At 65.6% G+C, this 19,669-nt stretch carries 19 protein-coding genes; 10 read left to right on the top strand and 9 right to left on the bottom strand.

Annotated features, from left to right (window positions below; all coding sequences use genetic code 11):
- Positions 1-52: 52 nt before the first annotated feature.
- Positions 53-2,203, bottom strand: coding sequence for a DUF4838 domain-containing protein (locus AC6RV7_RS11625; protein ID WP_500094144.1), 2,151 nt, complete (start codon positions 2,201-2,203; stop codon positions 53-55).
- 225 nt (positions 2,204-2,428) lie between these two features.
- Between AC6RV7_RS11625 and AC6RV7_RS11620 the strand changes: the two genes are divergently transcribed.
- The 3 genes from AC6RV7_RS11620 (at position 2,429) to AC6RV7_RS11610 (ending at position 5,226) form a co-directional block, all read left to right on the top strand.
- Entirely contained in the window at positions 2,429-2,800 is a 372-nt protein-coding gene (locus tag AC6RV7_RS11620; protein WP_500094143.1) for a response regulator, read from the top strand.
- 127 nt (positions 2,801-2,927) lie between these two features.
- Positions 2,928-3,377, top strand: a complete 450-nt coding sequence (locus AC6RV7_RS11615; protein WP_500094142.1) for a Fur family transcriptional regulator — start codon at positions 2,928-2,930, stop codon at positions 3,375-3,377.
- Between the two features lie 166 nt (positions 3,378-3,543).
- Positions 3,544-5,226, top strand: coding sequence for a GH39 family glycosyl hydrolase (locus AC6RV7_RS11610; protein ID WP_500094141.1), 1,683 nt, complete (start codon positions 3,544-3,546; stop codon positions 5,224-5,226).
- Positions 5,227-5,304: 78 nt separating this feature from the next.
- Here AC6RV7_RS11610 and AC6RV7_RS11605 read toward each other — a convergent pair whose 3' ends face one another.
- From AC6RV7_RS11605 to AC6RV7_RS11595, 3 genes are all read right to left on the bottom strand, one after another.
- A complete protein-coding gene (locus tag AC6RV7_RS11605) occupies positions 5,305-6,849 on the bottom strand; it encodes a glycosyl hydrolase family 28-related protein (protein ID WP_500094140.1) in 1,545 nt (514 codons plus the stop codon).
- A gap of 69 nt (positions 6,850-6,918) precedes the next feature.
- Positions 6,919-7,377 (bottom strand): DoxX family protein, encoded by a 459-nt coding sequence (locus AC6RV7_RS11600; RefSeq protein ID WP_500094139.1) that lies wholly within the window; start codon positions 7,375-7,377, stop codon positions 6,919-6,921.
- A 93-nt stretch (positions 7,378-7,470) separates the two neighbouring features.
- Complete coding sequence (locus AC6RV7_RS11595; RefSeq protein WP_500094138.1) at positions 7,471-8,121, bottom strand: DUF47 domain-containing protein; 651 nt, start codon at positions 8,119-8,121, stop codon at positions 7,471-7,473.
- A 171-nt stretch (positions 8,122-8,292) separates the two neighbouring features.
- Here AC6RV7_RS11595 and coxB point away from each other — a divergent pair, with 171 nt between their 5' ends.
- The 6 genes from coxB to AC6RV7_RS11565 are packed head-to-tail and all read left to right on the top strand — an operon-like array spanning position 8,293 to position 14,451.
- Positions 8,293-9,228 (top strand): cytochrome c oxidase subunit II, encoded by a 936-nt coding sequence (coxB, locus tag AC6RV7_RS11590; RefSeq protein ID WP_500094137.1) that lies wholly within the window; start codon positions 8,293-8,295, stop codon positions 9,226-9,228.
- The gene (gene ctaD, locus AC6RV7_RS11585; RefSeq protein ID WP_500094136.1) at positions 9,225-11,456 is read left to right on the top strand and encodes a cytochrome c oxidase subunit I; all 2,232 of its coding nucleotides are present in this window, start codon (positions 9,225-9,227) and stop codon (positions 11,454-11,456) included. Before coxB ends, ctaD begins: the two co-directional genes overlap by 4 nt.
- Complete coding sequence (locus AC6RV7_RS11580; RefSeq protein WP_500094135.1) at positions 11,453-12,223, top strand: cytochrome c oxidase assembly protein; 771 nt, start codon at positions 11,453-11,455, stop codon at positions 12,221-12,223. The genes ctaD and AC6RV7_RS11580 overlap by 4 nt, the downstream gene beginning before the upstream one ends.
- A complete protein-coding gene (locus tag AC6RV7_RS11575; protein ID WP_500094134.1) occupies positions 12,220-12,468 on the top strand; it encodes a hypothetical protein in 249 nt (82 codons plus the stop codon). The genes AC6RV7_RS11580 and AC6RV7_RS11575 overlap by 4 nt, the downstream gene beginning before the upstream one ends.
- On the top strand, positions 12,443-13,000 hold the full coding sequence (locus AC6RV7_RS11570; RefSeq protein ID WP_500094133.1) for a QcrA and Rieske domain-containing protein: 558 nt from the start codon (positions 12,443-12,445) through the stop codon (positions 12,998-13,000). Before AC6RV7_RS11575 ends, AC6RV7_RS11570 begins: the two co-directional genes overlap by 26 nt.
- The gene (locus AC6RV7_RS11565; protein ID WP_500094132.1) at positions 12,997-14,451 is read left to right on the top strand and encodes a cytochrome b N-terminal domain-containing protein; all 1,455 of its coding nucleotides are present in this window, start codon (positions 12,997-12,999) and stop codon (positions 14,449-14,451) included. The genes AC6RV7_RS11570 and AC6RV7_RS11565 overlap by 4 nt, the downstream gene beginning before the upstream one ends.
- Positions 14,452-14,473: 22 nt before the next feature.
- Here the strand turns inward: AC6RV7_RS11565 and AC6RV7_RS11560 are convergent, their stop codons facing one another.
- The 3 genes from AC6RV7_RS11560 to AC6RV7_RS11550 form a co-directional block, all read right to left on the bottom strand.
- Complete coding sequence (locus AC6RV7_RS11560; RefSeq protein WP_500094131.1) at positions 14,474-15,757, bottom strand: class I SAM-dependent methyltransferase; 1,284 nt, start codon at positions 15,755-15,757, stop codon at positions 14,474-14,476.
- A 79-nt stretch (positions 15,758-15,836) separates the two neighbouring features.
- Positions 15,837-16,298, bottom strand: coding sequence for a hypothetical protein (locus AC6RV7_RS11555; protein ID WP_500094130.1), 462 nt, complete (start codon positions 16,296-16,298; stop codon positions 15,837-15,839).
- 165 nt (positions 16,299-16,463) lie between these two features.
- Positions 16,464-16,652 (bottom strand): hypothetical protein, encoded by a 189-nt coding sequence (locus tag AC6RV7_RS11550; protein ID WP_500094129.1) that lies wholly within the window; start codon positions 16,650-16,652, stop codon positions 16,464-16,466.
- Positions 16,653-16,930: 278 nt separating this feature from the next.
- Here AC6RV7_RS11550 and AC6RV7_RS11545 point away from each other — a divergent pair, with 278 nt between their 5' ends.
- A complete protein-coding gene (locus tag AC6RV7_RS11545) occupies positions 16,931-17,161 on the top strand; it encodes a hypothetical protein (protein WP_500094128.1) in 231 nt (76 codons plus the stop codon).
- A 4-nt stretch (positions 17,162-17,165) separates the two neighbouring features.
- Here AC6RV7_RS11545 and AC6RV7_RS11540 read toward each other — a convergent pair whose 3' ends face one another.
- Together AC6RV7_RS11540 and AC6RV7_RS11535 are read right to left on the bottom strand one after the other, a co-directional pair.
- Complete coding sequence (locus AC6RV7_RS11540; protein ID WP_500094127.1) at positions 17,166-17,813, bottom strand: gluconate 2-dehydrogenase subunit 3 family protein; 648 nt, start codon at positions 17,811-17,813, stop codon at positions 17,166-17,168.
- Positions 17,814-17,863: 50 nt separating this feature from the next.
- Positions 17,864-19,666, bottom strand: a complete 1,803-nt coding sequence (locus AC6RV7_RS11535) for a GMC family oxidoreductase (RefSeq protein WP_500094126.1) — start codon at positions 19,664-19,666, stop codon at positions 17,864-17,866.
- Positions 19,667-19,669: the final 3 nt, after the last annotated feature.

Below are 19,669 nucleotides of genomic sequence, written 5' to 3'. Positions count from 1 at the left end.
CAACCTGCCAACACGCTCGCCGGCCCCGCCGCGTCGCGGGGATGCCACCGTCTTACTCCCTCGCAACCAGCGAGAAATCCCGCACCTCCACCCAATCGCCGGGCAATTGATTCTGCAGGCGCACGCTCACGCCGACCCATCGCGCCCCGGGCGGAGGCACGCGGGCTACTCGCAGCGTCACCCACTCCGGGCACTCACCGTCGGGCAGCCGTTGCACCTCCAATCCGACGCGCTTTTGCGCCTCGTCGAGCCAGCCCAGTGTCAGATTGACGACATTCCCGGGCGAGACGCGACCTCGCACCCGCACGGAGGCCACATGCAGCCCCGCCATCGTGACGGCGTTCCACTGATAAATCGAAGTTTCCTTGTTACGAGTCAGCCGCAACGTGCGCTCCCCATCGAACACCGCCTGCTGCCCTTCCCCCGGTTCGACCGAGCTGAGCCAGTCTGCCGGCAGCGCCACGCCGTAGTCCAGGCCGGCGATACGCCGCGGTCGCTGCAGCTCTCCCGCGAGCGCGCCATCGCGCAACTGCGCGCGACCCTCCGGTCCCGCCAGCGCACGCCACACGAGCCCGCCCTCTCCGAGCTCCGCGTCAGCGAGCGCCGTTTCCGCTTCCGTGAGTTCGCCCTCGGCTGAGGCGCGCCGGTGAATCTCAATCACCGCATTCGCGACGGGCTCGTGCCGTACATAGTCCTCGTCGTTGAAGGCCGCAATCGCGAGCGGCGACTCGCGTCGCAGCCGCTGCGTGAAGCTCGTGAATTCCCGTTTCGCCACGGCGGCCCGCTCGGCGAGCGCCAGCAGGCGGCGCCACGGGGTTTGGTCCGCGAACGCCGCGCGATTCAGCGCGATGCGGGTCTCGCTCAACGCCACCAGCCGCTCGGTGACGCCGAAGGCGGCGCTCACCAGCAGAACCCGCTGCCGCCCGATCTCGTCGCCCGCAACGCAGCGCTCCGCCTCCGCGAGCAAGCCCCGCAACTCGCCACACGTCGCCGGCGGAAACAGCGCCGCCTGCGATTCGTTGCGGTAGTGTTTCAACCAATACGCAGGACCGGGCTGATGCATCCATTGACGCTCGCAACGCTCGAAGAACCGCCGCATCGGCCCGGCGGCGGCGCGGAAGTAGCGGCGATAGTATTCGTCGAGCAGCACCTCCGGCGACTGCTCCGGATCCTGCAGCAGCTGCGCCACGAGCCACGGCATCGGCCCGTCGAGCCCCCAGTTCGGATTCATCTCCGCGTAATAATCCGTGAAGCCCGCGCGGCGCGCGTGACGCAGGTGCTCGGCGATCAATCGCGTGTGCGTCCGCGGCGTCAGAAAACCGTGGCCGTATAGATAATCGTACAATCCCGCTCGCGGGGGCGGCGGCGCGGGAGTCATCGCCCGCGGCGCCGCCGCCCAGCGACGCTGCAGCGCCCTCTCTTCCTGCCAGAACTCACGGTCGTAGCCCTGCGAGCGATCAGCCGTAAGAAAGGGAATGACGTTCGGGTGCAGCGGGAACCGCGGGGCGTTTTCGGCCCAGTAATACGCCAGTGCCCCGACATATTTTTCCGGCGTCGTGCGCGCCACCGCGTCGGCCACGCGGTTCGTGAAACCGAACACCAGGTCGGAATAATCCGGCCGCTCGCGAAACCACCGCAAGGGCGACACCGCCGCCAGCGTCTCCGACGACTCGCCAAACACCAGGCCATCGTTGACCCCGACGGCAAAGCTCACAGCCGCGGGATTCGCCGCGAAATAAACGCGGGCCGCGTCCGCCGCCCATTCCGCCACATCCGTGCGGCCCAGATCGGGATTCCACCAACCCGCGCCCGCCGGTGGCGTCAGGCGGCGGCCGTCTTCCAGCGGAAAAAATTCGGGATGCTCTGCCTGCAACGACGGTGGAAAGATGCGCGAGAGATTGTGGGAAAACGCCAGCCGCGGAGTCAGCCGATTGCACTCGGCCCACTCAGCCCCGCCTTCCACGCGTTCGGTCACGCCGAGCGCCCGGGTGAGATAGGCTCGCGGCGAAAGCGCGGCGCGATCCGCGGCCAATGGCGACGCCGGCTCGCGGCCAAGTTCGCCCGGAACGAATTGTCGCGACCGCTCGCGCCGCACGAGCACGTGCGGTAGGATCGCAAGCATCGCGACCAGCCCCAGTCCGACCATCGTCCACACCCGCCCGCGATCAGCCGGAGATAAAAGAGAGTCGGACGAGCGCATCATTCGCGCGATGAAACGGAGAGGAGCACGGCGTCAGCAACCTGAATTGCGGCCGCCGCGTATCGGCGGGACCGCGACGCCGCAAAGCGCTGGCGTCAAATACGCTCAAAAACCAACGACGGTTGTTTCTACCGTAAATCGAGCCACCTCCTCGGGAGGAACGGCTCCCATGACTTTCCGAAGAAGTACCGCACGGCACCAATTCCCGAGGAACGCGTCGATTGGCGCATGCGGCGAATTCTTTGCGCGGAAGACGACGAACAACTCGGCGATCTGATCAAATGGTCGCTTGGCAGCATCGGTCACAGCGTGGAAACCGTGCCCGACGGGCAGGCCGCCTTCGAACGCATCGCCGCCGATCCCGCGCGATTTCACGTTCTCCTCACCGATCACCAGATGCCGCGACTCAACGGACTCGGCCTCGTGAGGAAGCTGCGTGAGATTCCGTTCGCGGGACGCATTCTCGTACAAAGCGGCAGTCTCTCGAGCGAGGAGGTCCGCCACTATCAGGCGCTCGGCGTCGATGCCGTTCTCCAAAAACCGGTGCAGATCTCCGCGCTCGTCTCGGCGGTTTGCGCGGTGCTCGCGACCTTCGAATAAACGCGAATAATTCGAACGGCCGAATCGCCGTTTTCGTGCGGGACTCCGTGGCCGCGTCGTTGACTACCAACTAAAGTTGGTTCAGAGGTCTGCGCCGATCTACACACGGTCCTTTAGTTTTCCCCACATGAAACACGAACCACACGCGGAGTTGGATGCAGCAATCTCGAAGTTGAAGGCCGCTGGCCTCCGCATCACCCAACCTCGCATCGCGATCCTCAAGGTCTTGCTCCAAGCCGGCCGTCCGAAACGCATCGATGCGATTCATGAGGCGCTCGGCAGCCGCTGCGATCTCGTGACCGTCTACCGTTCGCTCGGCACGCTCGAGGAAATCGGACTGGTGCATCGCGAATATCAGTTCAGCGGCACGACCGAGTTTTCCGTGGCGCGCGACCAGCCGGTGTACTCGATCCGTTCCCGCGCCGGCGACCGGATCACGGAGCTCGACAGCAGCGTGACGGCCTCCCTGGCGGCATCGGTGCGCGAGGTTGAGGAGATGCTCCGCGCGCGCGGCTTCAAACACGTCTCGCACGTCGTCGAGTTCTTCGGCGAGAGCCCGGCCGCGACGGCGAGCTGAACGCTCGCAGGCCCGCGTCGTCAGGCGGGTCACTGCAGCCGGCACTCCCGGCACGCATTCGGACAGTCGGCGGGAAATGCGATGGCGTCATCGGCGTTCGCGCGCGAAACTTCCGGCGCGGTGGACGAATTCCGTCGCACCGCCGCGCCCGCAACCCCTCCTGCCGATGAACCCCACGCCCCCGTTCTTTCTTCGCCTCGCGACCGCCGTCATCGGTCTCGCGATCGCGCTTCCCCTGACCGCGCAAAACCCGCGCCCGGTTTCGATCGAGGTCGACGCCGCCCGCCCGCTGGGCGAGCTGCGGCCGATCTGGCGTTTCTTCGGAGCCGACGAGCCCAACTACGCGACGATGAAGGACGGCCGCAAGCTCCTCGCGGAACTCGGCGAACTGCGTCCGCGCGAAGTGTATTTCCGTGCGCACAACCTGCTCACGTCCGGCGACGGCACGCCCGCGCTGAAATGGGGCAGCACGAACATTTACACCGAGGACGCCACCGGCCGGCCGGTGTACGACTGGGCGATCGTCGACCGCATCTTCGACACCTATCTCGCGCGCGGCGTGCGGCCGTTCGCACAGCTCGGATTCATGCCCGAGGCGCTGTCGACCGCGCCGAAACCCTACCAGCACGAGTGGCGGCCGGGGCTGCCCTACGAGCGGATCGTCACCGGCTGGGCGTATCCGCCCAAGAATTACGACGCCTGGCGCCAGCTCGCCTACGAATGGGTGAAGCACTGCGTCGAGCGTTACGGCCGTGCCGAGGTGGAGACCTGGTACTGGGAGGTGTGGAACGAGGCGAACGGCGCGTATTGGAAGGGCACGCCGGAAGAATGGTACAAGCTGCACGACTACGCGATCGATGGCATCCGCCGCGCCCTGCCCACCGCTCGCGTCGGCGGCCCGCACACCGCCGGCAGCGGCGGCAAGTTCATGGACGATTTTCTCAAGCACATCGTCAGCGGCAAAAACTACGCCACCGGCGAAACCGGCACGCCGACGGATTTCCTGGCGTTTCACGCCAAAGGCCAGCCGACGTTCGTCGACGGTCACGTGCGTCTCGGCATTCACGCCCAGCTCAAGGCCATCGATAACGGCTTCCGCAAAATCGCCGCCGTCCCCGCACTCAAGGACAAGCCGATCGTCATCGGCGAATCGGATCCCGACGGCTGCGCCGCATGCCAGGGGCCGCAGCTCGGCTATCGCGTCGGTTCGATCTATGCGAGCTACACGGCCGCGAGTTTCGCCCGCAAGCACCTGCTCGCAGCCCGGCACGGCGTGAACCTCGAAGGCGCAGTCACCTGGGCGTTCGAGTTCGAGGACCAGCCCTACTTCGCGGGTCAGCGCGTGCTCGCGACCAACGGCATCGATCTGCCGGTGCTGAATGTGTTTCGCATGTTCAGCCGGATGAGCGGTCAGCGTGTGGCCACGCACAGCTCCGCGGAGGTGCCGCTCGACACCATGATCGAACAGGGAGTGCGGGGCGAAGCCGATATCTCGGCGCTCGCCAGCGTCGACGGCGATCGGGTGTGCGTCCTCGTCTGGCATTATCACGATGACGATGTGCCGGGGCCGGACGCGGCCGTTGCGCTCCAGGTCTCCGGGCTCGGCGCCGCAACCAAGGTCCGGGTGCGGCACTACCGCATCGATGGCGAACACAGCAACGCCTGGGCGGCCTGGCAGGCGATGGGATCGCCGCACGAGCCGAACGAAGCACAATATCGAGAACTCGTGAACGCGGGTCATCTCGCGCAGTTGAGCGCGCCGGCCGAAGTCGCCGTCGCAGACGGTCGCGTGGGACTGGACTTCACGCTACCGCGGCAGGGCGTCTCCCTGCTCGTGCTCGAGGAGTAACGACAGACCGGGTATCGCTCCCCCACCCGGCGTATTCAACTTCTGTTTACGCCGGCGCCGGGCGAAGGCCGCGCGGCGTCAAGGTGCCGGCGCAGTCGCCGGACCGAGCCGACGCCGCAACTGCGCCGCATGCAGATCGCGCGGACTCAAGTCTTCCGGTGCGATGGCTTCCCACCAACGATCCGATTTCGCCGACTCCGCGACCGACGCCGCGAACCCGACGAACGTCATGCTCGCCGGGCCCCAGCCGTCCGGCGGCGGTGCGATCGGACGCGCGGCGCGAATGCCCCAGAACGTCCCCCGCGCCGCACACTGGCGGCCGAGGGACGCTCCGCCGCCACAACGCCAGACGCGCGTCCCGGCGCCGCAATCGATCGCGGTGAAAAGGTTTTCGTACGGCGTGTCCTTGTGATGGTCGAAATTCACGTCCGCGCCGCGCCCGTCGGCGAACACGTTGCCCGACGCGTGCTCGACCGAGAGGTCGTGCACATAGCTCGTCCGCAGCTCGAAGCGCGTCACGAGATTGTCCTCCGCACCCTTGCACTGGATCGCGTGATGCCCCGTGCACGCCTCGACGCCGCTCGCGGGGGTGCCGCGCGCCGGGTCCGCGGTGAACACGACCCCGTCGACCGTGTTGCCGCACGCCACGATGTTGATGCCGAGATCCGCGTTGTGGATCACGACATTCCGCACCCAGCAGTTGTACACTTGGCGAAGCTCGATCGCATTGGCGCCGTTCTCCTTGAAATGCCCGCCGTAACGCGTCGGTGGAAACTCGAACGTCAATGCTTCGATGCCGGACTCGGTCACCGTCGGCGCGAAGCGACGCAGCTCCGGCTGCCAGGCCGCGCGCGTGTCGAAGCGCAGCGGCCGATCGAACTGCACCTGCTGGCCGCGGATCGCGGTGATCCGCAGGAGCATCTTCGTGTCGAGCGATTTCCCCCGCGCGATGTCGCCCGGATCGCCGTCGTAGAGATGCGTTTTGAGACTTTGATCCGCCGCTTCCCGGAGAACGACGAGGACCGGTTGCCCGACCGACAATCCGCGCGCGTCGTCGACCTCGACGACGGTGCTGCCGCGTAACGCGACCGACGTGATGCGCGCCACCGTCTCCGCTCCGTAGCTGCCCGACACTTTCACGAACGCGCCATCAAACGAGTAACCGCTCGCCGGCGAACCGTTGCTGGTGCGGCCCGCGCGGGGATGAACTTCGTCCAGTCCACGCGGAAACCAAAGAACGGTGCGACCGTCCCCCGCACCGCGCAGCACGATCCCGCTTTTCTCGATCCGCAGGTAGTCCGTAACCTTGTAGCGGCCCGGCGGCAGAAAAACCGCCCCGCGCTCCGTCGCCGCGATCGCTGCGTTAAGGGCGCGGGTATCGTCGGCGATGCCGTCGCCTTTCGCGCCGAAATCTTTCACGTTTGTCGCCACCGGCACATCGGGCAGCGGCACCTCGCCGCGATGGTAGCCGGCGAACGAAAAATCCGGGAGTCGGCCGGTCGCGCTCCAGCGCTCGCCCTGTTCACCCCACAGTTGTGAATGCGCCGCGCGGACCGCGGGCGCCACGATGGCCAGAACTGCGAGCACCCACGCGCACGGTGGCAGGAGGGATAAATTCGTCATGCGAGGTCGTGAGCATGACGACGTCCCTCTCCTGCTCCAGACGGAATTGCCGCAGCCGCCGGCGTTTATCTAGACGGCCGGACGATAACGGCTGACGAACAGCGGCGCGTAAGCGCGGCGATAGTGCCACGCCAGGGCCAGCTCGAGCGCGCAAAAGATGAGAGCCATGACCAAACCGGAACGCTCCAGCACGGCGTGAAAGGCGATGCTGTTGACGAAAAACGGCGCCAACAACAACAGCGCCAGCGGCACGAAGCGATTCGTCAGCAGCAGCAGTCCCGCGATCAGGTGGGTCGCACCGATCAGCTGCATCATGTAGCCGGTGGCGACCAGCGCCGTGGCGAACGCCATCGCCCCTTCCGGCAGCGGCGTCTCCGGCGGCGGGATGAAGTTCAAGAACCCGTTGAGTCCAAAGATGACCATCGGCAGCCCAAGCAAAATGCGGCCGATGGCCGGGAGGAAGCGGGTGAAGGATTTCGCGCCGCGATTTTCGAGGCTGGACACCGGTAACGTGGAGGTGGTGGTCATAAGGAAGTGTGATTTCGGTTGGACGGGTCGACTGATAAAGACCCGCTTTCCACTTCCAACGAACGGCGCCGGCCGTTCCGGACAGCAACTCCGTCAACCGTTCTTAAGCGCAATCTTCAGGATCACGTTGCCCGCGTCGCGACAGCGATCGACGGCGCGCTCGAGCAGCTCATAAAGCGATTGCAGGATCACCAGTTCCTTCGGGCTATGCTGGCTATGGTAGAGCTCGCCGAGCAGTTGGAGCATCGTTTTGTCCGCCGTTCCCTCCGCCGCCTGCAGTCGCGCATTGGCCTCGCCCACCTTCACCATGTCGGCTCCCGAGGGAAGCTGCTGGATCATGAATACCAGCGCGTCCGCCGCGATCGTCAGCAATTCGGCCTGTTGTTGAAACGGCTGGACCGGCAGCGGCCCGGGATAGATGGCGATCCGCTCGACCAGTTTTTCGATCACCTTGGGGATGCGATAGAGCGCGAAAGCCAGCGCCTGGATGTCTTCGCGATCGAACGGCGGCATCAACGAGGAATTCAACTCCTCGACGGTGCGCATGCGAATCGCCTTCTGCCGGCGGCGGGATTCAGCCAGCGCCTGGGCGTCGGGCGGCGTCGTGCCCTCCGCGATCGCGCGTAAATGCGCGCTCAGCAGGTGAACGCTCCGCTGCGCCTCCAACGCTCCGGCTTCCAGCAGATCGTAGAACGCATCGTCCTTGCCGATCAGTTTATGCCACCACCGCCGGGTCGTGCTCATTTGCATGGTGCTGCGACGGTAGGGCTGCGGGCCGTCCGCGCAAAGCTGTAACACAGGTGCTCCTGAGCGTTTATTTCGGTCCGCTTCGGGTGCGCGCCTGATCGGCAAATAGGAAAACTCGAGCCGGCCGCGCGATTTGTGCCGGTGAGGAAGCCAGCGCAACGTCCCCGCGTGAACGGCGAGTCCGGATCCATTTTCAGCCCCGCTTCCCCGGCGGCGCACGCGATCTCCGACCTGTTTTCGATCACGCTGTGGATCTGCGCAGCGATCTTCGCCATCGTCGCGGGACTCGTCGGCTACAGCCTGGTGCGCTATCGCTGGCGCGAAGGCGTCGGCGAACCGGCCCAAGTTTCAGGACACTTCAAACTCGAGATCGTGTGGACCGTCATTCCGTTCGCGATCGTGCTGCTGTTGTTCGTCCTCACTCTGCCCGCAATGGAGGTCGCGGATCCGCCCGCTCCGCCCGAGCCCGACCTGATCGTCATCGGCCATCAATGGTGGTGGGAGATTCGCAGCCCGAAGCTCGGCTATGTCACCGCCAACGAAATCCACATTCCGGTCGGCGTGCCCGTTTCGATCCGCTTGGATACCGCCGACGTGCTGCACGAGTTCTGGGTACCGCGCCTGACCCGGAAACTCACCACGGTGCCGGGCGCGTCCAATCACCTGTCACTGCAGGCCGACGAACCCGGGATCTATCAAGGCGTCTGCTCCGAATTCTGCGGCACGCAGCACGCGTGGATGCGTTTCGAAGTCATCGCCGAGTCGCCGGCGGAGTTCGAAACGTGGGTGCAACATCAGCGGCAGGCGGCGCCACCTCCGCCGACGGCGGACGCGGCGCGCGGCCAGCAGTTGTTCCGCGAAATGACCTGCGTGAATTGCCACGCCATCAAGGGCGTCGGCGGCGACAGCAACGCGGGGCCCGACCTCACCCATCTGGGCAGCCGACGGTTTCTCGGGGCCGGTCTCATGCCGAACACGCCGGAGAATCTCCGTCTCTGGCTCACCGATCCGCCGGCCGTGAAGCCGGGCGTCCTGATGCCTAACTTCAAGCTCACCGATGAGCAGCTGAACCACCTGCTCGCGTATCTGGAGACACTCCAATGAACCACGCCGCCGCCGCTCCCGCGGGCTCCCTCGGTCCGGAACTTTCCGGCGAGGCCGTGCGCGCGCATTGGCGGCTCGCGTGGCTTTCGACCGTCGATCACAAGCGCATCGGCATCCTTTATCTGCTGTTCGCGTTCTTGTTTTTCGTGATCGGTGGACTCGAGGCTTTGTTCATCCGCCTGCAGCTCGCGGTGCCGAACAACACCCTGGTCGGTCCGGACACGTTCAACGCGCTGTTCACGATGCACGGCACGACGATGATCTTTCTCGTCGCGATGCCGGCGTTGTTCGGCCTCGCGAACTATTTTGTGCCGCTGATGATCGGGGCGCGTGACATGGCGTTTCCGCGGTTGAACGCGCTCAGCGTCTGGCTGATTCCGCTCGGCGCCGCGCTGCTTCATTTCTCGATCTTCACCGGGATGCCGAAAGTCGGCTGGTTCGCTTACGCTCCGCTCAGTGAGACGCCCTACAATCCGGAGCTCGGGGTCGAATATTGGATCTTGGCATTGATCGTCCTCGGCATCGGCTCCGTCGCCACCGCGGTGAACCTGATCGCCACCGTGCTCTGCCTGCGCGCTCCCGGCATGACGCTGCGCCGCGTGCCGCTCTTCGTTTGGATCAACTTCGTCAACTCGTTCATCGTGGTCTTCGCGCTGCCGGTGCTGAACGCCGGTCTCGTGATGCTCCTGCTCGACCGGCAGTTCGGGACGTCGTTCTTCCTCGATCGCGAAGGCGGTTCGGCCGTGCTCTGGCAGCACATCTTCTGGGCGTTCGGCCATCCCGAGGTCTACATCCTCGCCCTGCCGGCGTTCGCGATCGTCTCGGAGGTGGTGCCGGTCTTCTCGCGAAAACCGATCTTCGGTTACGAGTTCGTCGCGCTCTCCTCGGTCGCGATCGCGCTGCTGAGTTTCGCGGTCTGGGCGCACCATATGTTCACGATCGGGCTCGGCCGCGCGGCCGACACATTTTTCGTGATCGCCTCGATGCTCATCGCGATTCCGACCGGCGTGAAAGTGCTCAACTGGACCGCCACGATGTTCCGCGGACGGATCCGTCTCACGGTCGCGATGAAGTATGCGATCGCGTTCGTGATCCAGTTCACGCTGGGCGGGCTGAGCGGGGTGACGCATGCCTCGGCCGCCCTCGATTGGCAGACGAAGAACAGCTACTACCTCGTCGCTCATTTCCACTACGTGGCCGTCGGCGGCGTGGTCTTTGCGGTGCTCGCCGGCCTCGAGTACTGGTTTCCCAAGATCAGCGGCCGGATGCTGTCCGAACGGCTTGGCAACTGGACGTTCTGGCTGATGACCGTGGGCTTCAACGCCACCTTCGGGATTCAGCATGTGCTCGGCTTCGTCGGCATGCCGCGCCGCGTCTACACGTATCCGGATTTCACGCACTGGGGCTGGATGAACCTCGTCTCCACCGTCGGCGCGTGCCTCATGGCGGCCGCCGGACTCGTGCTCGCGTACAATCTCCTGCGAAGCCTGCGACGCGGAACGCCGGCAGGTGACAACCCGTGGCAGGGATGGACGCTCGAATGGGCCACTTCGTCGCCGCCGCCGGCGCATAATTTTGTCGCGCTGCCGCCGCTCCGCTCCCGCCGGCCGCTGTGGGACAGCGCTCACCCGGAGCAGCCGGATCCGCCGGTCGGACCTTCGGGACCGCTGCTTATTCCGGATCGCGGCAAGACCTCCGTCTGGACCCTGATCGCCTCCGAGGCCGCGTTCTTCGGCACGCTGCTGTTCGCCTTCATCTATCTCAACCTTTCGCCGCATTCGGGACGCGAGGCCGCGTTCAGCCTCGATCTGAAAATGACGGGAATCTTCAGCCTCTTTCTGTTTTCCAGCAGCTTCACGCTGTGGCGCGCGGAGGCGGCCGAGGCGCGCGGGCACCGCGCGGGGACGCTCGGCTGGCTCGGCCTCACCATCGGGCTCGGCCTCGTGTTTCTCGCCGGGCAGGCGATGGAGTACGTGCTTCTTTACCGTGAAGGCGCAGTGCTGCAGTCGAAGCTTTTCTGGTCGTCATTCTACCTCGTCACCGGATTCCACGGCTTCCACGTGTTCGCCGGCCTGATCGCGCTGCTCATCGTGTTCGGCCTGATCGCCGGCGGCCGGTTTGCCGGACGGCGGTCGCCGCTCGTGGCCATCGGGCTGTATTGGCATTTTGTGGACATCGTCTGGGTGTTCGTCCTCGCGACCGTCTATTTCCTTCCGCGTTTCCTATGAACCTGAATCGCCTGCTCCTCGAAGGCTGGTCCGCGAATCCGTGGGTGCTCGGCGGATGCAGCGTGTTTACCCTGCTGTTTGCCCGTGCGTTCGGCACGCGCGCGCGGTGGCGCTGGCTGATGGCGGCGCTCGCGGTGGTGGTGCTGGCGCTGCTCTCGCCGCTCGCGGCCCTCGCCGACGGCGTGTTGTTCAGCGCGCACATGACGCAACACATCCTGCTGCTGCTGATCGCGCCGGGATTGCTGCTGCTGGCGTTGCCGCGGGCGTTCACCCTCCGGATGGCGCATCCGCTGGCGCGACGTCTTCCGCTGCTGGGCTGGGCGGCAGGGATCGGCGCCATGTGGCTCTGGCACGCGCCGGCGTTGTGCAATGCCGCCGCGGTGAGCGGCCCGGTCCGCGCGCTCCAGACCCTCTCGCTCCTCGCGCTGGGCACGTTGTTCTGGTGGCCCATTCTCGCCCCAGCCGAGCGCGACCGCCTGCTGCCGGGGCATGGTGTCGCGTATCTGTTTACCGCGTGCCTCGGCTGCTCGGCGCTCGGCATGATCCTCACGCTGACACCCGTCGAGATTTGCTCGGTGTATCAGGCACCGCTCGCGGCTTCGCAGCCGTGGGCCGATTTTCGCGGGCTGTTTTCCGCGCAACACGACCGGCAGATCGGCGGCCTGCTGATGTGGATCCCGATGTGCTCCGTGTATGTCGCGGCGATCATGCTCGAGCTTTCGCGCTGGCACGGGGCGCCGGCCGCCGCGGAGGAGCTGTCGTCATGAACCATGCGTCCAACGCCCCGCGCGAAGAAACGGATCCGATTCCCGCCGGCTGGGAACGGTTGCCTGCCGAGCACATGCCCGCGCCCACCTTCTGGCCGGCCGGCCTCGGTCTCGGGATCACGCTGCTGTGCTGGAGCGTCATCACGTCGTGGGTCGTGTTCGTCCTGGGACTGATCGTTTTCGCCGGTTCGCTGGCGGGCTGGATCGTCGACTTCCTGCATGAAAGAGGACACCCCCACTCCTGACTCGGGCCCTGCTCCCGGTGGTTTGCCCACGCGCGAAGCCGTCGCGCTGCTGTCGCGGCGGCGCTTCCTCAGCCGGTTGTCTATCGGTCTCGGCGTCGCGTGCGCAGGGATCATCGGCGTGCCGGTGGTCGGCTTCGTGGTCGCGCCGATTTTCCGCAAAGTCGCCGGGGCCTGGCGCACGGTCGGCCAGCTCGATGACTGGACCATCGGCGAAACGGTCAGCGTCGTCTTCGAGGATCCCTCGCCGCTGCCATGGGCCGGCGTGACCGCGCGCGCGGCCGCCTGGATGCGCCGCGACGGCGAGGAGTCGTTCACCGCGTTCTCGGCGCACTGCACTCATCTGGGCTGCCCGGTGCGCTGGATGCCGGGCGCGAAGCTTTTCCTCTGTCCCTGCCACGGCGGAGTGTATTACGCCGATGGCAGCGTCGCCGCCGGTCCGCCTCCGCTGCCGCTCTTCCGCTACGACACGCGCGTGGTGCAGGGCGAAGTACAAATCAAGGTCACGGCCCTTCCGATCACGACGACCCTATGAAGCGGACGATCGTCTCCGTCTGGTCGTGGCTCGACGACCGCCTCGGCCTGAGCGCGCTGTTCGGTCCTTCGCTCAAGCACCTCGTGCCGCGGGACGCGACGTGGTGGTATGTGTTCGGGAGTGCGACGCTCGCGGCGTTCATCGTACAGGTCATCACGGGAGTGGCGCTGGCGTTCTCGTTCGTGCCGTCGTCGGCGCAGGCTTTCGACACGCTTCGGTTCATTTCGGAGGAGGCGCCTTTCGGCAACTTCATGCGAGGGCTGCACTATTACGGCGCCTCCGCGATGGTGTTGATGGTCGGTGCGCACATGGCGCAGACCTTTCTTTTCGGCGCCTACAAGTATCCGCGGGAGATGAGCTGGAGCACGGGGGTGCTGCTGCTGGGTTTCACGCTGGTGATGGGTTTCACCGGGCAACTCCTGCGCTGGGACCAGACGGCGGCGTGGTCGGTGGTCGTGGCCGCGGAACAGGCGGGACGCGTCCCGCTGATCGGCGACTGGCTCGCGCGGTTCATTCTCGGCGGGTCGACGCTTGGCGGGGCGACGTTGAGCCGGTTTTTCGCGATCCATGTATTCATTGTTCCAGGACTGATGTTCGCCTTCATCGGGCTGCATCTCTGGCTCGTCCTGCGCCATGGCATCTCGGATGTGCCGGTGCCCGGGAAGCCGGTGCACCCGGCCACCTACCGGCGCGACTACGAGGCCGAGCTGCAGCGCACCGGCGTCCCGTTCTGGCCGGACGGTGCGTGGCGCGATTTCGTCTTCGGCACGGCGATGATCCTGCTCATTGCCGGATTGGCGCTGGTCTACGGTCCACCGCCGGTCGAGATGCCGCCGGATCCGAGCATCCTCGAGGCGGATCCCCGGCCCGACTGGTACCTGCTGTGGTATTTCGCGGTGCTCGCGTTGATCCCGGAGCGGATGGAAGGCGTGGTGATGATCCTCGCGCCGGTGCTCATGGGCATGATCCTCCTGCTCGCGCCGATTCTCGGTTCGAAGGGCGAGCGACACTGGTCGCGCCGCCCATGGTCGATCGCGGTGGTGGTGCTGACGGTGCTGATGATCGGGTCGCTGTGGATCGTCGGATCGAAGGCGCCATGGTCGCCGAACTTCGAGGCGGAGCCGCTGCCACCGTCGGTGGTCCGCAGCACCGATCCGTTGATCGAACGCGGCGCGGAACTGTTTCATGCCCGTGCCTGCCTGAACTGTCATTTGATCGAGGGACTCGGCGGCCGCCGCGGGCCCGACCTCACGACGGTCGCGGATCGGCTCAACGAAACCGACCTCATCATCCGCATCGTGAATGGCGGCACCGGTATGCCGGCGTATGGCCACATCCTGCAGGCGCACGAAGTCGACGCCCTCGTCGCGTTCATGAAGACCCGCAGCCGGAAAACCCTTCCCTCCTCAGGTCCGATCCGCGCCGACGCCACGGGCCCCACTCCGCCGTGAAAACGGCGGCGCCCGCCCCGCCTCATTGATACCAATCGCGCCGGGTCAGCGGCAGGTGCGCGCCCCCGCTGACGGTCGGCCGCGACAGCAGCGTCTGATAGATAGCGAGATCGCCGTGATCGAAACCGTGCGCGGACGCGGCCATATACAAACGCCACACGCGATAGGTGGCTTCGTTGACGAAGCCGAGCGCCGCGGCGTGCGCCGCCTCCAGGCGCTTCAACCAGTGCCGCAGCGTAAGCGTGTAATGCTCGCGCAGGTTCTCGACATCGCGCACCTCGAATCCCGCCCCGGTCGCCGCTTCGAGCACGAGCGGGATCGGCGGAATATCGGCGTCGGGAAACACGTATTCATCCACGAAGGACGGACCCCGGAAGCGATTCGAGCGACGCCCCTCACCGATCGCGTGATTCAGGAAAACGCCGCCCGGCCGCAGCAGTTTCCACGCAGTCGCAAAATACTCCGGCAGATGCTCCCGGCCGACATGTTCCGCCATGCCGACGCTCACGATTGCATCGAAACCGTCGGAGTCGCTCACCTCGCGATAATCGCGCCGCTCGATCCGCACCGTGTCGCCCAGTCCCGCGCGTTCGACGGCCTCTCGCGCCCAGCCCGCCTGCGCCTGGCTGAGCGTCACGCCGGTGACCTGCACCCCGTGGTGCTTGGCCGCATGAATCGCCAGCCCACCCCAGCCGCAACCGATATCCAGCAGGCGCTGCCCCGGCCAGAGCCGAAGTTTGCGGCAGATATGCTCGAGCTTCGCCTCCTGCGCCTGCTCCAGATCGTCCTCCGGCGACCGAAAATACGCGCACGAATACATCATGCGCGAATCCAGCCACAGGCGGTAGAAGTCGTTCGAGAGATCGTAGTGAAACGAGACCGACGTCCGGTCCCGCTCGAGCGAATGGATCCGTCCCTCTCGCGCGGCGCCGTTTCGTGTATCCGCACGTTGGCGACGCTTCGCCGGCAACCGGTGCAGGCGCAGGAACGCGCCCAGTCCCGAGAGCCAGTTCATCGGCCGTTCTTCGAGTGCGACCGCCAGATTCACCGCCGTTTCGATGTCCCCCTCCAGATCGAAGTCATCGCGCAAGAACGCCTCGCCGAGCCCTTTCGCCGTCCCGGACGAAAACATTTCCCGCAGTGCCGCCGGATGCTTCAGCACGATCGTGGCGGCGCGCGGCCGTGCATCGGGCCACGGCGTGCCGTCCCATAGCCGCACGCCGATCTCGTCGAGCGAGAGTTGTCCAAACAACTCCTGCAGGAATTCCACGCTGGATTGCGTGTCTGACTCTAGGGTTGAAGGCATTGGAATTGGACCCAACCACGGACCTTCAAGTGAGTAACCAGTTCGTCGCTGACGCCGGATTTTTGCAGGCGTCCGCCGGTCACGCCAGCGCCGCCGCCCAAGCCGATTCGGGATCCCGACGCTGGCTACCCAGGTCGACTTCGTCGAAATCGCCCCGCAGCACCTTCAGCGCGAACTTTTCGCGATCGATTTCCCGGCGGGTCCGGATTCCCAGCCGACGCAGGATCGGCACCGGGGGACACCAGCCCTGGACGGCATGCATCCACAGGAAGCCGAGCACCACGCCCGACAGCATCAATCCGCCGCGGCGGCCCGACGCGGCAGCGACGACGCCCGCGAGCGCGAGCGACGCGGCGTTCAATTCCAACACCCGCTCGATGTCCCACTCCCGATCGAGTTCTTCGATCCGGTCCGACAACTCCGCGCGAGTGGCGCCGCGGTGACGCCACAGTTGATGGCGGGTGAGATTGTCGATGCGCGCGTTGACGTTTGCGGCCGTGTGTCGACGGACCCGGTCAGGATCCCGGATGGGCGTATTCATCTGATAAACTACCGCGCCGCGACGCGTGGCGCCATCGGGACGCTCGCCCACCGTTCCCTCGGGATCCAAGCCATGCCCCGCTCCTCCATTGGCACAACGAGGATTTTCGCGCGCCTCCGGTTCGCGGAGGCGCGGCTAAACCGGACCGGGAAAGCTCAGCCGGACTCAGAGGTTTTCCTGGCGCGGCGAACGCTCGCTGGGCTTCGTCGCTCGCGGGGCGTCGCCGCGGCTTCGAGCCTCGGCCTCGCGCTGCAACTTCGAGGCGTCGTCCGGGCGCTGGCCGGCGCCCGCTTCGGGTTTATGCGAGGTCTTTTGCGGCGTGGATTTGGTCGGGGTGTGGGTATAAGTTTTCATTTTGCGGATGTTTACGGTGGCGACGTTTCCGATCGGGCCGGAGGCGCCAGTTCGTTTCCGCTGAGGAAGCTTTGGTCGTGCCCGCGACCGTGGGGCGATGGTAAGCGGCTGCGGGGCGCCGGGTAAAAAAATCTCCGATCGCGGGCCGGCTCCGGCGCGGCGACCGATACCGTCGCGATCTGCAACGCTCCCGCCTGACGCCGGCGCAAACCGCACGGCTGGCAAAGAAGCGATGTCGCGGAGGGAACTCTGTCCTTCGCCGCCCGTCAGGATTTCCGATGAAAACCTCGCGCCTCACCGGCTCGTTCGACGATGCTCACGCTTTCAAGAAATCAAAAAAAACATCCTCGGTCGTGGTCGGCGCAATCATTTCGGCCCCGATCTCGGTGGTCTTGGAAAACCTCTTTCCCTCCTCCAAGTCCGTCGCCGAAACGATGAACTCTGCCGGCAAGAAGCCGGCGAATGGCGCACCGAAGAAGTCCTCGCGCACCCGCCGCCGGCCGCGCTGAACGTTCAGGCCAGTCCCAGCTTTTCGATCAACTCGCGCGGCGGGCCGTCGAAGGTCGCCAGCGGGACGTTGCCGATGTAGCCGACGTCCTTCATCCCCTCGGGCGTCGTGTAAAAACCGGCCGCGGTGAGATCGCGGAAACGCGCGAAAAAGCGCGCGGGCTTCTCGAACTCGGGCTTGGCGGTTTCCGCGAAACAGATCTCGTCGCAGATCGCACGTTTTTGCCGGAGGATAAGGTTGACGAACGGAATCCCGAAACGCGTCCGCGCCTCCGCGTCGATCCACTGGAGTCCGTTGACGATGATTTCCCGATCGGCGACCTGGTCGGGATAAGGCGCGCTGATCCACTCGTCGATGAAGTCGGGCACGCCGACCGCGGCGGCGCTGGGCGATTTCGAGTCGGCCGGGATGATCAAATCGCACAGCGCGGTGGCCACCTGGCGTTGCGCCGGCGTAAAGGTCAGCGGCCAGAAATCGCCGGGATTGTAGCTTTTCAGCAGATCCGGATCCGTGCCGTAGCCGGAGCCGGTGAACGCGGTCGTGACCTTTTGCGCCAACGAAAGCTGCGGCGCGAGCGCAAGGCTCGCGGACGCGGTGAGCATCCACTTCAGGGCGGTGCGGCGATCGATGCGGGGAAATTCGGGGATGTTCATGGTGTGCGAGCGGAACGCGGGCGCGTTGAGCGAAAACCTCACGGCTTCCGCTACAGATTCCCTTTCTTCATTTCGTCGATCATGTAATCCGCCGCGCGCCAGGCGAGGGCCATGAGAGTGAGGGTCGGGTTCTTGTCGGCGTTGGAGCAAAACGGCGCGCCGTCGGTGAGGAAGACGTTCTTCACGTCCCAGGTTTGTCCCCACTGGTTCGTGACGGATTTGCGCGGGTCGGAACCCATGATCGCGCCGCCGACTTCGTGGATGATGAAACCGCCGCGGGCGATGAAATCGCGCGGATCGTCGCTGCCGGCCAGTCGCGGCGTGCCGCCCATCTCGCGGATGATGTCGCAGAACGTCTGGCGCATGTGCGCGGCCTGGCGAATCTCGTGGTCCGACCATTTCCAGTGAAAGCGCAGGACCGGGATGCCCCACTTGTCCTTCACCTCCGGATCGATTTCGCAGAACGAATCCTCGTTCGGAATCATCTCGCCGCGCCCGGCCATGGAGATGAACGAACCGTAGAAACGGCGCGCGTCCTCCTTGAACTGGCGGCCATAGCTGCCGCGCGTGAACTTCTCCATGCCGCCGAACGTGGTGGCGTTGGGCATGCTGCGGCCGAGGTTGAGCTCGATGTGATAACCGCGCGCAAAATCGAGCTTCCCCGCGAGCTGTTGCTGATAGAGCCACCACGGCGAATACAGGTGCATGCCGCTCGTGCCGTCCTCGTTGAGCGGCGGCAGGCTTTCCAGCAGCGGGATCTGCCCGCCGACACTCGTGCCGACGGTGTCCATGATGTATTTGCCGACGAGTCCGCTGGAGTTCGCGAGCCCGTGCGGGAAGCGGGTGGATTTGGAATTGAGCAACAGGCGCACGGACTCGCACGCGCTCGCGGCGAGCACGACGATGCGGCCGCGCACATGGCGATCGCGGCCCGTGGTGCGGTCGATATACGTCACGCCGGTGGCCTTGCCGGTGTCATCATGCGTGATCTCGCGGGCCATCGCATCCGTGAGGATGTCGAGATTGCCCGTCGCGAGCGCGGGCGGGATTTGCACCGTGGTTGACTGGTGATTGGCGCGGATCGAGCAGCCGCGGCCGCAGGGCGTCGCCCAGAAACAGGCGGCCCGCTTCTGCATATCCTCCGCGAGGATTCGCTGCGCCTTGGGATTTCCCGGATGCAGCTTGCGCGGGAGGTTTTCGTGATCGAGCCGCTGCGTGAGCACGGCGCGATGGGACGCGATCACCGGGATGCCGAGCCGCTTCGCGCGTTGCTGCAGGAGCAGTTCGCCGATGCGCGGCTTGGGTGCGGGCAGCAGCACGCCCGGCGAGGAGTTCGGCGTGTTTTCCAAGCCGTCGTTCTCGCCGTGCACGCCGATCAGCATCTCGACCTTGTCGTAATACGGCGCGAGATCCTCGTAGTTCAGCGGCCAATCGAAGCCGTGGCCATCGCGGCTATGAGGTTTGAAATCGTAAGGGCCGTTGCGGAGCGTGATGCGACCATAGTGATTCGTGCGACCGCCGAGCATGCGGGACCGCCACCACTTGAACTCGCGGCGCGGGTCCGACGAATCGCTCACGTAGGGCTCGCCTGGCACGGTCCACCCGCCGTCGACCGTGGCATCGTGAAAGCCGAACGGTTTGTCGGGCGTGCTGACGCCACGCAAAGGTGCATCCCGCGTGGTCTGGAACATCGGTGTCTCCTTCGCCGGGTCGTAATTGCGGCCGGCTTCAAGCATGAGGACTTTCGCGCCCTCCATGCACAGCGTGTAGGCGGTCTGACCGCCGCCCGCGCCTGAACCGATCACAACTACGTCATACTCCGGCTTCGCCGTTTCGGGGGTAACAAAAGCCATGGG

The organism is Opitutus sp. sgz309028, assembly GCF_059821195.1.
This window is presented reverse-complemented; position numbering and strand designations above follow the sequence as displayed.